Origin of the sequence: Micromonospora sonneratiae, assembly GCF_042679305.1 — a bacterium.
Taxonomy (GTDB): Bacteria; Actinomycetota; Actinomycetes; order Mycobacteriales; family Micromonosporaceae; genus Micromonospora_H; species Micromonospora_H sonneratiae.
Genome location: NZ_JBHTMP010000114.1, coordinates 1 through 12,337 on the forward strand (window position 1 = coordinate 1; position 12,337 = coordinate 12,337).

Genomic DNA, 12,337 nt, shown 5'->3' on the forward strand with positions numbered 1-12,337 from the left:
CTGGCGGCCCGCCGGGCCGTCGGCGCGGGTCACGGGTGGACCAGCTCGGGGTCGCGGACCCGGCCGTCGCGCACCACGACCTCCCGATCGGAGTACGCGGCCACCCGTGCCTCGTGGGTGACCAGCACGACGGCGGCACCGGTCTGCCGGGCGGCCTCGGTGAGCAGGCGCATCACCCGTTCCCCGTTGAGCGAGTCCAGTGCACCGGTCGGTTCGTCGGCGAAGACCACCCGGGGCTCGGCGACCAGTGCCCGGGCCACGGCGACCCGCTGTCCCTGCCCACCGGAGATCTCGCCCGGCCGCTTGTCCGCCAGGTCGGCCACCTCCAGCCGGTCCAGCCAGTCGCGGGCCTGCCGTTCGGCGTCCCGGCGCTTGCTGCCGTCCAGGCGCAGCGGCAGCGCCACGTTCTCCAGACAGGTCAGTTCCGGCACCAGTTGGCCGAACTGGAAGACGAAGCCGAACTGGCCACGGCGCAACGCGCTGCGCTCTCCGTCGGACATCGCGGACAGCTCGCGGTCGCGGTAGACCACCTGCCCCGAGTCGGGGGGCACGATGCCCGCCAGGCAGTGCAGGAGGGTGGACTTGCCGGAGCCGGACGGGCCCATGATGGCGACGATCTCGCCGGCCCGGATCCGCAGTGACGCGTCGTCCAGCGCGAGCGTCGGGCCGTACGCCTTGCGTAGGTTGACCGCAGCCAGCAGCGGTACGTCCATGGCCGGGGCGTTGTCGGTGGTGGTCATCGGCCGACCTCCGCGGCGAGTTGGTCGAGCCGGGCGGTGGTCAGTTCCAGCCAGCGCAGGTCGGCCTCCAGGTGGAACAGCGCGTGGTCGCAGATGAGCTGGTCGGCGAGGTCACCGGCGGTCTTGCGGCGGGTCAGTTCGCGCATCAGGCGCAGATGCTCGGTGCGTTGGGTGTCCAGGATCTCGGCGGCGGGTCGGCCGGTGAGCAGCGCCAGCAGCACCTTGGTGTAGAGGGTGTTCTGCAGGTATGCGTCCGGCTTCTCCGGTTCGGCCAGCCACCGGTGCACGTCGGTGATGCCGGCTGCGGTGATGGTGTACCGCTTACGGTCCGGTCCGCCGCCGGGCTCGACGCCGTCGACCTCGACCAGTCCCTGTTTCAGCAACCGGGACAACGTCGAGTAGACCTGGCCGTAGTGCAGCGGGCGGTGGTGACCGAACCGTTCGTCGTAGACCCGTTTGAGGTCGTAACCATGCCTGGGCTGGGCTTCCAGCAGCCCCAGGAAGGCCTGCGCGACTGTCATGTCGGCGAACTATACACACGGTGTATACACCCGAGTTGTAGTGGGGCGGGGGATGGGCGGCGCAGGCCATCCATCCCCCGCTGTCAGGAAGACGCCCTACCAGCCGAACCCGGCCGGGTACGAGACGTCGGCCAGTACCCGCTGCCCGCTGGCGTTGGGGTGGAAGTAGTCCCAGCCGGAGAGGTGGCTGAGGGCGAACGGGTAGTTGAACACCGCGTTGCCGTCGAACTTGCAGTTGGCGCCGTACGCGGCACAGGCCTGGGCGAGTTGGGTGTTGTAGTCGACGACCCGTTGGCGTACGCGGGCGCGGCGGTCGACGTCGGCCTGGGCGGTCGAGGTCGGGTTGGCCAGCAGGGACTGGCAGATGCCGAACAGCGACCAGGTGCTGCGGGCGCTGGAGCTGTCCTTTCCGACGAACCACAGTCGGTGCACGTCGGGGATGCTGATCAGGTACACCTTGGCGTTCGGTAGGCCGGTCCTCAGCCGGCTGAGCGCGGCGTCGATGTTGGCCCGGTAGGTGGCCACCGACGTCATGCTCGACTCGGAGCTGGTGCAGGCGTCGTTCGCGCCGATGAGGATGGTGACGTAGTCGACGCCCTGGGACACCGCGGTGCTGGCCTGACCGGCCATGTCGGCGGACTTGGCGCCGGACTTGGCGTCGTTGTGGTTACGGCCGTTGATGGCGGAGTTGACCGCCCTGATGCGGGGATAGTGGCCGTTGACCGAGGAGTCGTCGCCGGTGCTGAACGAACGTGAGGTGCAGTCGACGTACCAGCCGCAGGCGTTGAAGCCCCGGGTGATCGAGTCGCCCATGCTGGCCATCGAGTTCGGTGCGGGGCCCGGGTCGGCGCTGGCCGGGGCGGCGGTCAGCGCGACGGACACGGTCAGCGCGGACGCGGTGAGAACGGAGAGTACGGACGACAGGGCGCGGCTACGACGGGCGAGGGACATCGGTTGCCTCCGGATCGCGAGTGGTGGAGCCGGTGGCGGGATCGTATAGACAATTGTCGTTATCTGCGATAGTCCCGGTCGCCTGGTCGAAAGTGGTGACAATTCGCGTGCGTACCGTTGCTTATGATCTTAAGGATGTGAATACTTTTTTCGGTTACTGCGGTAGTTCCGATTGGAGAGGTCGCGGCAGTCGATCGCGTAGGGCGGCCCGTCGGATGGCCAGCACGACCACCAGCGGCCACAGCGCCTGAGCGCCGGCGGCGATCCGTTCGGACACCCCGATCCACGTTCCTCGCGACTGCAGTTCGAGCACGAACCAGCCGGCCAGTGCCAGCAGCAGCCCGGTCACGGCCAGTACCACCAGCGGACGCAGTGGCCACGGTTGTTCGACGTAACCGAGAGGGGCGATGCCGCCGGGTCGTCTGCCGGCGAACCCCGCCAGTCCCGGTCCGATCCAGCGGATCCGACGCAGCAGCACCGCCCCGGCCGGCCAGAGCGCGACGGACAGGCAGGCGATCGAAGCGGTGACGCCGTGGGCGTCCGAAGGTCCCACCTCGGGCTGGGGGAAGGCGGTCACGGCGATGGTGGCGAGCCCGCCGACGGCCAGCATCCCACGCCCGGCCACCGGGACCGGTCGCAGGCCCGCCGCGGTAACCACGTAGCAGAAACCCACCGCAACCAGGGTGATGTTCATGATCCAGCGATCGGTCGCGCCAACGGCGGCCAGCTCGCTGATCGTGTCGGTGATTCCGTCGTAACCGTCGGGCTGCCGTAGTCCGGCCACCGTCCAACCGGCGATGAGCAGCACCGGCGCCGCTGCGGCGGACAGTAACGTCCACCACGGTGGAGGTTGCACCCGGTCACCGTAGGATCACCGGGGACTCGGAGGATCGGAAACCGGGAACCCGTACACCCAGGGGTCGGCCGGCTGGGGCAGCCGACACCGCGGCGATCTGCGCTGCCCCGTGGTGTCCGGCGGTGCTCCGTGGCGCTGGCCCGGTACTCCGGACGCGCTGGCCGGGTACTCCGGACGGTGGTGGCCGGATGCTCCGGACGCGCTGGCCCGGTACTCCGGACGGTGGTGGCGCCGACCGTTCCGCTCCACCTGACAGAATGCGGGACAGCAATTCGTACTCCGGTAACGCACCACGCCCCGCGCGGTGCCGCCGGGAACGCTCGGTACATGTGAGGAGACGCTTTCCGTGATCCGTACCCATGACGCCGGCAGCCTGCGGGCGACGGACGCCGGCACGACGGTGACGCTCGCCGGCTGGGTGGCCCGCCGGCGCGACCACGGCGGCGTGATCTTCGTCGACCTGCGCGACGCCTCCGGCGTGGTCCAGGTGGTGTTCCGCGAGGGCATGGAGTCCGCGCACGCGCTGCGCAACGAGTACTGCGTCAAGGTCACTGGTGAGGTGACCCGCCGGCCGGAGGGCAACGAGAACCCGGAACTCGCCACCGGTGAGGTCGAGGTCACCGTCTCCGCCCTGGAGATCCTCTCCGAGGCCGCGCCGCTGCCGCTGCCCGTCGACGACCAGGTCGAGGCCGGTGACGACGTACGGCTCAAGTACCGCTACCTCGACCTGCGGCGCAGCGGCCCGGCCGCCGCGCTGCGGCTGCGCTCGAAGGCCAGCCAACTGGTCCGCAACGTACTGCACGACCGGGACTTCCTGGAGATCGAGACGCCGACGCTGACTCGGTCCACCCCGGAGGGCGCGCGTGACTTCCTGGTGCCGGTACGGCTCCAGCCCGGCACCTGGTACGCCCTGCCGCAGTCCCCGCAGCTGTTCAAGCAGTTGCTGATGGTCAGCGGTATGGAGCGCTACTACCAGATCGCCCGGTGCTACCGGGACGAGGACTTCCGGGCCGACCGGCAGCCGGAGTTCACCCAGCTCGACATCGAGATGTCGTTCGTCACCCAGGACGACGTGATCGAGCTGGGCGAGGCGATCGTCGGCACGCTCTGGAAGGAGCTGGCCGGTCACGAGATCAGCCTGCCGATTCCCCGGATCACCTGGCACGACGCGATGGACCGGTACGGCTCCGACAAGCCCGACCTGCGCTACGGCGTCGAGCTGACCGAGCTGACCGACTACCTGCGCGGCACCGAGTTCCGGGTCTTCGCCGGCGCGATCGACGCGGGCGGCTACGTCGGTGCGGTGGTGATGCCGGGCGGCGCTTCGCAGACGCGCAAGGAACTCGACGGCTGGCAGGACTGGGCCAAGGCACGCGGTGCCCGGGGCCTGGCCTACGTGGTACTCGACGCCGAGAGCGGTGAGGCCCGCGGCCCGGTGGCCAAGAACCTGTCCGAGGCACACCTGACCGGACTGGCGGATGCGGTCGGGGCCAAGCCCGGCGACGCGGTCTTCTTCGCGGCCAGCGCGAACCGTCGGGAGGCGCAGGAACTGCTCGGCGCGGCCCGGATCGAGATCGCCAAGCGGGCCGGCCTGATCGACGAGAGCGCGTGGGCGTTCTGCTGGGTGGTCGACGCGCCGATGTTCGAGCGCACCGACGAGGGCGGCTGGACCGCCGTGCACCACCCGTTCACCTCGCCCAACGCGGACTGGCTTGACCGGTTCGAGTCCGCGCCCGACGAGGCGTTGGCGTACGCGTACGACATCGTCTGCAACGGCAACGAGATCGGTGGCGGCTCGATCCGTATCCACCGGGCCGACGTGCAGCGTCGCGTCTTCGAACTGCTCGGCATCACCCCGGACGAGGCGAACGACAAGTTCGGCTTCCTGTTGGAGGCGTTCAAGTACGGCCCGCCGCCGCACGGCGGTATCGCCCTCGGCTGGGACCGGACCTGCATGCTGCTGGCCGGGGCGGACTCGATCCGCGAGGTCATCGCCTTCCCGAAGACCCGGGGTGGCTTCGACCCGCTGACCGGCGCGCCGACCCCGATCACCGCGCAGCAGCGTACGGAGGCCGGCGTCGACGCCAAGCCGCCGGTCTCGCCCGCCGAGCGGCGGCGTCCGGCCGGTGAGCCGCCCCTGCCGACGCACTCCGGTACGGCCGGCGTGGCCGCCCCGGTCGAACCGTCCTGACCCACCCCGCCTTCAGCCTGTTGATCATGAAGTTGTCGACAGAGAAACGGACATTTCGCGATCACAACTTCATGATCAACAGGTGGTGGGGAGGGAAGGCGTGACGCTCCTGGTCGTCGGAGCCAGTGGACACCTCGGCAGTGAGGTGTGTCGGCGGGCGGTCGCGGCCGGACAGCGAGTGGTCGGGACGTACCACCGGGCACCGGGTGCTGTCGACGGGGTCGACTGGCGTCCGTTGGACGTGCGCGAGCGCGCCGCCGTGGGTGCGCTGGTTGGCACTCTGCGGCCCCGGGCCGTGGTCAACTGCGCCGCCCGGTACACCGACTGGGGGATCACCGCCGACGGGGCCGCTCACGTGGCGTTCGCCGCCGCCGAGGCGGGTGCCCGGCTCGTGCACCTGTCCAGTGACGCCGTACACGGGGGACGGCCCACCTCCTACCTTGACGACGAGTCGCCCACACCGGTCTTCCCCTACGGGGCGGCGAAGGCGGCGGCCGAGACCGCCGTACGGCTGGTCGATCCGGCCGCCGTGCTGGTGCGTACCTCGGTGATCATCGGTGACGTGGCGAGCCGGCAGGTGCGGCTGTGCCTCGATGCGCTCACCGGACAGGGTGACGTCGCCCTCTTCTCCGACGAGATCCGTTGCCCCGTCTCGGTCGACGACCTGGCGGCAGCGGTGCTGGAGCTGGTCGAATCCGACCATGCCGGGTCGATCAACGTCGCCGGCCCGGAGATGGTCAGCCGGGAACGGCTCGGGCTGCTCGTGGCCCGCGCCTACGGTCTGGACCCGGGCCGGCTGCGAACCAGCACCATCGCCGCCTCCGGTCTGGTGCGTCCGGTCGAGGTGCGGCTCGACAGCAGCCGCGCCAACACCTTGCTGACCACCCGACTGCGCGGTGTCAGCGAGTTCCTGTCCCGGTCCTGATCGGGCCGGAGTCGCTCCAGCGGACCTCCCCGTCGAGCACGATGTCCGTCGGGGCCAGGCCGAGCGTCCGGGCGACGGCCACAGAGGCGTCGTTTCCCGGATGGATGTACGCAGTCAACCTGTCCACCTCGTGCGCCCGCAGCCAGTGCGCCATGGCGAGCGCCCCCTCGCGGGCGTAGCCGTTGCCCTGGTGGTCGACGCCGACCACCCAGGCGAGCGCCGCCTCGACCAGTCGCCGATCCGTTGGACTGCGGCCGTCGACGCGTTCGTCGGCTGGCCGGCTGAGGGTGGCCTGGACGGTGCCGACCAGCTGTCCATCCGATGCCCGGCGCAGCAGCCAGTTCAGCCAACCCTGCGTGCCGTCCGCCGACTGGCCGGCGGACTGCCGCCGGTATTGGGCTTCGAGTTGCTCGAATGATCGGGGCTCCCCGCCGATCCAGGTGTGCAGGCGTACGTCGTTGAAGACCGGGGCCGCCTCCCGCGCGTGTGCGACGCGCAACGGCTCCAGATGTAGCCGTGGTGTCACCAGCGGGGCGGCGGTGAGCCAGGGCGTCTGATCAGGCACCGCAGGAGTGTAGCGATCGGGTTCCGGTCGCCCGTCGGTCACGGCGCCGGTCGCCCGTCGGTCACGGCGCCGGTCGCCCGTCGGTCACGGCGCCGGGGCTCGGGAGGTGGTCGAAGACTATGCACAGAACTTGTGCACAAGGACTATGCATAGTTATTGTGCAAAGCATGGCAGCGTCTACTCGACCGAGCGGTGATCGCCAACCCGAGATCTGGCTCGACAGTCGGCAACTTCGTGTCCTCGCCCACCCGCTGCGCTCCCGGTTGCTGAGCGCGCTGCGTCTGGACGGGCCGGCAACCGCGACCGGCCTGGCCCAGGCGCTCGACACCAACACCGGTGCGACCAGTTACCACCTGCGCCAACTCGCCGAGGTCGGTCTGGTCGTCGAGGAACAGGACCGGGGCACCGGCCGGCAGCGCTTCTGGCGGGCGGCACACGCCAACCACGGCTGGCTGGTCACCGACCATCCGGACGACTGGGCCGCGTTGGACTGGCTGGCGGAATACCAGGTGACCGTCTTCGCCGAACAGGCGGCGCTGTGGCGGGCGGCCCAGGACCGGACGTCCCGCGAGTGGCAGGACGCCGCAGTGATGAGCGACTTCGGTCTTCGGTTGTCGGCCGAACGCCTCCGAGCGCTCAACGACGAACTGGCCGAGGTGATCGTGCGGTACCGCGACGAGGCCACCGGCGCCGACGACAACGGACCGACCGAAGAGGTGCTCGTCTTCATCGCCGGCTTCCCACGCGGAAAGCCCGCCCCCGGGAACGAGCGTGGGTCCGCCCCTGGGAACGAGCGTGGGAACGACCGTGGGCGCGAGCGTGGGTCCGCCCCTGGGAGCGAGCGTGGGAACGACCGTGGGCGCGGGTCCGACCGTGGGCGCGGGTCCGACCGTGGGCGCGAGCCTGGCCGGGCGGCGGACGCTGATCAGGAGCCGGACGCCGGCCAGTCGGACACACAGCAGCAGGCGGATCACTGATGCCGGCGCTCACCGTACGCCAGGCCAGCCGCCGTTATCTGATCCTGCACGGACTGCGCTGGCTGCCCACCGGCCTGCTGATTCCGATCATGGTTCTGCTCATGCTGGAGCGCGGACTCTCGGTCGCCCAGATGGGCATGGTCTTCGCCGTCCAGGGCATCGTCGTGCTGGTACTGGAGTTGCCCACCGCCGGCCTCGCCGACGCGTTGGGGCGTAAGCCGGTACTGATCGCCGCCGCCGTACTCAACCTCGCCTCGCTGGCGCTCTTCTCCGTCGCCCAGTCGGTCGGCTTCTTCCTGGCGGTGTTTCTGCTCCAGGGGATCTACCGGGCGCTGGACAGCGGCCCGCTGGACTCCTGGTACGTCGACGCGGCGCTGGCCGCCGACCCGGAGGCGGACATCGAGCGTGGGCTCAGTCACGGCGGTACGGTGCTCGGCCTGGCTGTCGGGGCGGGCGCGTTGCTCAGCGGGGGACTGGTGGCGCTCGGCCCGATCGGTGGCGTCAGCGCGTTGACCGTCCCGTTGCTGTTGGCCGCCGGGCTACAGGTGGCCGCGTTGATCGGGGTGACCCTGCTGCTGGTCGAGGTACGACCGGCCAGCGGCATCGCCGCACTGCGGACCTCCGTACGACAGGTGCCGGGCACCATCTCGGGTGCTGTAGGTCTGCTGCGCCGGTCCCGCGTCGTACTGGCCCTGGTGGCCGTGGAGCTGTTCTGGGGCTTCGGGATGGTGACCTTCGAAACGCTGCTGCCGATCCGTCTGGCTGACGTGGTCGGTGACCCGGACCGGGCGGCGGCGCTGCTCGGCCCGGCCAACACGGCGGCCTGGCTGGCCTCCGCGGCCGGTGCCGCGCTGATCCCGTTCATCAGCCGTCGCATCGGGGCGGCCCCAGCGGCAGCACTGCTCCGCGTCCTTCAAGGGGGCACCGTCGTCGGAATGGCGCTGATCGCCGGGCCGATCGGGCTGATCGCCGCCTACCTCGCCTGCTATGCGACGCACGGCGCGTCCAACCCGCTGCACATGGGACTGCTCCATCGGCAGGTGGACGGCCCCTACCGCACCAGCGTGGTGTCGTTGAACTCGATGGTGGCCCAGCCGGCCGCGTCGCTCGGCGGGGTGACGCTGACCGCGCTGGCCGGGGCCACGTCGGTGAGCACCGCCATGCTGGTCGGTGCCGTGATGCTGGCGGTGGCCGCGCCGCTCTACCTGCCGGCCTGGCGGGCCAGGAAAGTGGTTCAGCCGGCGCAGCCAGCCGAGCCAGCCGAGCCAACCGACTCGGGCGACCCGGCCGAGAGCCGTACCGAGGTACGGCCGACCCTGCCGGTGTAGCCGAGCCGTTGGTACAGCCGGGTGACCCGCTCGTTGTGGGTCCAGACACCGAGGGCCACCCGGTCGTACCGCTCGAACATCCGCCGGGTCATCGCCGAGGTCAGCGTGGCTCCCAGCCCCCGACCCCGGTCCCGGTCGGACACCACCAGCCCGGCGAGGAAGCCGACGTCCCCATGGGTGCGGTCCGCACCGCAGGCGACCAGCCGGTCCCCGGACCAGATGCCGTACCAGCCGCGGATCCGTGGGTCGCCCGGTCGGGCGGTGCTGGTCGGGAAGGACGCGTCGATCAGCGCCGTCATGGCCGGGTGGTCGGCGTCGGTCAACGGTACGACCAGGTCCTCGTCCGGCTGCTGCGGTGGCTGCTCCGCCGTCCAGAGGAAGTCCCACTCGTCGCGCTGGCTGACCCGCAGTCCGTCGAGCACCGCCGGGTCCGTGACCCGGGGCAGGTGCAGCCAGTCCGCCGAGCGGAACATCGCCGAGGTGGTGAACAGTTCCACCGCGCGGCGGGGGTCGCCGAGCGCGTACCCGCTCGGACTGCCGGAACTGGTCCAGACCGTCGTGCCTGCCGAGTGGAGGCCGGTGGCGTCGGTGTCCGGCTTGATGGAATGTCTGGCGTACGGGTGCCAGTCGGTTGCCGCCAGGATCGGTTCCCGACCACTGACCAGGGTCGCTTCCGTGATCACCGGCAAACTCTAGTGGCGATCCACCGGCCTGCGGTCGGTGGAATGGCGACGGTCACGCCACCGCCTCGGTGAGGTGCCCGACAGGCCCGGGTTCAGCGCGTTTCCGGCCGCCGACACCGGGCCGGTACTGTCTTCCTGATGGAGTCCGACGCCCTGTTCCCCCTCGGCGATCCCGGCGGCGCGTTCGGCGCCAGGACCGGGGCCAGCGGCGTTGACGCGTTCACCCCGCCCGACGCGGATTCACCGCTGCCGGTACGGATGCGGCCAGCGAGCCTGGACGAACTGGTCGGGCAGGATCATCTCCTCGCTCCGGGCGCGCCGCTACGGCAGTTGGTGACCGGGTCGACACCGATGTCAGTCATTCTCTGGGGTCCGCCCGGAAGTGGCAAGACCACGATCGCCAATTTGGTGGCGAGGGCGACCGAACGTCGCTTCGTCGCGATGTCGGCCCTCACCGCCGGAGTCAAGGACGTGCGGGCGGTGATCGAAACCGCCCGGCGTGAGCGCCTGTCGAATGGTCGACCCACCGTGCTCTTCATCGACGAGGTGCACCGGTTCAGCAAGACCCAGCAGGACTCACTGCTGGCCGCCGTCGAGGATCGGACGGTCACGCTGCTGGCGGCGACCACCGAGAACCCGTACTTCTCGGTCATCTCACCGCTGCTGTCACGGTGTGTGCTGCTCACCCTCCAGCCGCTCGGCGACGAGGCGGTACGTCTGCTGCTGCGCCGCGCGGTCGCCGACGAGCGCGGCCTGGGTGGCGCGCTCACGCTGGCCGCCGACGCCGAGGACCATCTGGTACGCCTGGCCGGCGGTGACGTACGCAAGGCGCTGACCGCCCTGGAGGCCGCTGCCGGGTCGGCCACGGCCATCGGCGGCGGTCGGATCGACCTCGCCGTCGCCGCGCAGGCGGTCGACGTGGCAGCCGTCCGCTACGACCGTGACGGCGATGCGCACTACGACGTGACCAGCGCCTTCATCAAGAGCATGCGGGGATCCGACGTGGACGCCGCACTGCACTGGCTGGCCCGGATGCTGGTGGCCGGCGAGGACGCCCGGTTCATCGCCCGTCGCCTGGTCATCTTCGCCAGCGAGGACGTCGGCATGGCCGACCCGGGGGCGCTGAGTGTGGCGACTGCGGCGGCACACGCGGTCGAGTACGTCGGGTTGCCCGAGGCCCAGCTCAACCTGGCCCAGGCGGTGATCCACCTGGCCACCGCGCCCAAGTCCAACTCGGCGACCACCGCCATCGGGGCGGCCATCGCCGACGTACGGGCCGGTCGGGGCGGGGCGGTGCCGCGAGCCCTGCGTGACGCCCACTATGCCGGGTCCCGGGGACTGGGACACGGGACCGGCTACCGCTATCCGCACGACGATCGTCGCGGCATCGTCACCCAGCAGTACGCGCCGGATGACCTGGCCGGTGTCGACTACTACCAGCCGAGTGGGCACGGAGCGGAACGAGACGTCGCCGCCCGACTTCCCGCGTTGCGGCGCATCGTACGGGGGCACCCGGCGCCCGAGACCGGAATCCGCGGTGCGGCGGGCAGTCGCGCCGAGCGAGGTGGTCGAGCCGAGACCGGCCGTGCCGAGACGGGTGGCCGCGCTGCGGCCAGCAGTCGTGGTGCCGCTGGCGGTCGCGGTGGCCCGGAACCCGGTGTGGGCGACGCCGGCCCAGCAGCGCCAGCACCGACGAACGGTGTGGACCAGGCGACAACCGCCGGACCGGCTCAGCTTGTTACGGCGGACCTGACGTCGACGGACGACAGGGTGACAGACGACAGGTCGACAGACGACAGCGGCGGGATGCCCGCCGGGGAGGAACACCAGTGAGATCGCGCGGTGCCGATCGGCCCGAGGACGGCCACGACGAGCGGCGGGATCCACCGGCCAAGAGTCGACGCTGGGGACGGGCAAGGCCGGAGAACCCGGCTGAGGAGCCGGTCAGCGGCGAGGAACTGGGCTGGATCGCCGATCTGCGTACGGCAAAGCAGCAGCGTTCCAACCTTGGGCCGGGGGCAGCCGACGACGCCGTACCGGCCCCGCCGATGGAGGAGTTCCCCACGGGGGAGCACCGGGGCGGCCGTCGGGCTCCCGAGGCCGGTCCGCCCGCCGGTGCACCGGCCGAGGGCCGCTTCCGGCGATCGGCGGAGACAACCGCCGGGCAACCCGTCGTACCCGGCGGTCAGCAGCCGGTCGTGCCCAGATCGGGCAACGCCCCGCCGGCCGTACCCCCGCCTGTCGCAGATACGCCACCGCAGCGGCCGGGACCGTCCCCCCGCTACCCGAATCCAGCGTCGGGCGGGGCGCACTCGGCGGACCGGGACACGACCGGCTCGATTCCCGGTCCGTTCCACCACTCCGCGCCGCCATCGCACCCGACGCCGCCATCGCATTCGGCACCGGTACCGCCATCACATTCAGTACCGCCGTCGCATCCGGTGCCGCCACCCTCGGTTGCGGGCCGGGTCCAGCCGCCGCAGCCGGGCCGGGTTCCACCGCCCGGTGGGGCACCGGCCGGTCGGGTCCCGTCTCCAGGCCCTTCGCCAGCCGCACCGGCACCCGCCCCCGAACCCCCGGTGCCCGGCCGACCGGATGGT

The 12,337-nt window shown here is 71.0% G+C and carries 10 protein-coding genes and 2 pseudogenes; 6 read left to right on the forward strand and 6 right to left on the reverse strand.

Annotation, left to right across the window (positions count from 1 at the left end; all coding sequences use genetic code 11):
• Nucleotides 1-29: 29 nt before the first annotated feature.
• The 4 genes from ACFQ4H_RS33750 to ACFQ4H_RS33765 all read right to left on the reverse strand — a co-directional run bounded on the left by ACFQ4H_RS33750 (nucleotide 30) and on the right by ACFQ4H_RS33765 (nucleotide 3,068).
• Nucleotides 30-740 carry an ABC transporter ATP-binding protein gene (locus ACFQ4H_RS33750; RefSeq protein ID WP_377579156.1) on the reverse strand — a complete coding sequence of 237 codons (711 nt, stop codon included), beginning with the start codon at nucleotides 738-740 and terminating at the stop codon, nucleotides 30-32.
• Complete coding sequence (locus tag ACFQ4H_RS33755) at nucleotides 737-1,261, reverse strand: PadR family transcriptional regulator (RefSeq protein ID WP_377579158.1); 525 nt, start codon at nucleotides 1,259-1,261, stop codon at nucleotides 737-739. The genes ACFQ4H_RS33750 and ACFQ4H_RS33755 overlap by 4 nt, the downstream gene beginning before the upstream one ends.
• A 96-nt stretch (nucleotides 1,262-1,357) precedes the next feature.
• Nucleotides 1,358-2,212, reverse strand: coding sequence for an SGNH/GDSL hydrolase family protein (locus ACFQ4H_RS33760; RefSeq protein WP_377579160.1), 855 nt, complete (start codon nucleotides 2,210-2,212; stop codon nucleotides 1,358-1,360).
• A 154-nt stretch (nucleotides 2,213-2,366) separates the two neighbouring features.
• Nucleotides 2,367-3,068, reverse strand: coding sequence for a DUF998 domain-containing protein (locus ACFQ4H_RS33765; protein WP_377579162.1), 702 nt, complete (start codon nucleotides 3,066-3,068; stop codon nucleotides 2,367-2,369).
• Between the two features lie 346 nt (nucleotides 3,069-3,414).
• On the opposite strand from ACFQ4H_RS33765, the gene aspS reads away from it, so the two are divergent.
• Nucleotides 3,415-5,259, forward strand: a complete 1,845-nt coding sequence (aspS, locus tag ACFQ4H_RS33770) for an aspartate--tRNA ligase (RefSeq protein WP_377579164.1) — start codon at nucleotides 3,415-3,417, stop codon at nucleotides 5,257-5,259.
• Between the two features lie 100 nt (nucleotides 5,260-5,359).
• Complete coding sequence (locus ACFQ4H_RS33775; protein WP_377579166.1) at nucleotides 5,360-6,184, forward strand: sugar nucleotide-binding protein; 825 nt, start codon at nucleotides 5,360-5,362, stop codon at nucleotides 6,182-6,184.
• Here the strand turns inward: ACFQ4H_RS33775 and ACFQ4H_RS33780 are convergent.
• Nucleotides 6,159-6,749, reverse strand: coding sequence for a GNAT family N-acetyltransferase (locus ACFQ4H_RS33780; protein ID WP_377579168.1), 591 nt, complete (start codon nucleotides 6,747-6,749; stop codon nucleotides 6,159-6,161). The genes ACFQ4H_RS33775 and ACFQ4H_RS33780 overlap by 26 nt on opposite strands.
• 167 nt (nucleotides 6,750-6,916) lie before the next feature.
• On the opposite strand from ACFQ4H_RS33780, the pseudogene ACFQ4H_RS33785 reads away from it, so the two are divergent.
• Both ACFQ4H_RS33785 and ACFQ4H_RS33790 read left to right on the forward strand, forming a co-directional pair.
• Nucleotides 6,917-7,507, forward strand: a pseudogene (locus ACFQ4H_RS33785) (ArsR/SmtB family transcription factor); the annotation flags it as partial.
• A gap of 218 nt (nucleotides 7,508-7,725) precedes the next feature.
• Complete coding sequence (locus ACFQ4H_RS33790; protein WP_377579170.1) at nucleotides 7,726-9,054, forward strand: MFS transporter; 1,329 nt, start codon at nucleotides 7,726-7,728, stop codon at nucleotides 9,052-9,054.
• On the opposite strand, the gene ACFQ4H_RS33795 is transcribed toward ACFQ4H_RS33790, so the two are convergent.
• Nucleotides 8,961-9,737: a GNAT family N-acetyltransferase gene (locus tag ACFQ4H_RS33795; protein WP_377579172.1), complete on the reverse strand. Its 777-nt coding sequence runs from the start codon at nucleotides 9,735-9,737 to the stop codon at nucleotides 8,961-8,963. The genes ACFQ4H_RS33790 and ACFQ4H_RS33795 overlap by 94 nt on opposite strands.
• Nucleotides 9,738-9,875: 138 nt before the next feature.
• Between ACFQ4H_RS33795 and ACFQ4H_RS33800 the strand changes: the two genes are divergently transcribed.
• On the forward strand, nucleotides 9,876-11,570 hold the full coding sequence (locus ACFQ4H_RS33800) for an AAA family ATPase (protein ID WP_377579174.1): 1,695 nt from the start codon (nucleotides 9,876-9,878) through the stop codon (nucleotides 11,568-11,570).
• Nucleotides 11,567-12,337 (forward strand): annotated as a pseudogene (locus tag ACFQ4H_RS33805) (hypothetical protein); the annotation flags it as partial. The gene ACFQ4H_RS33800 and the pseudogene ACFQ4H_RS33805, both read left to right, overlap by 4 nt.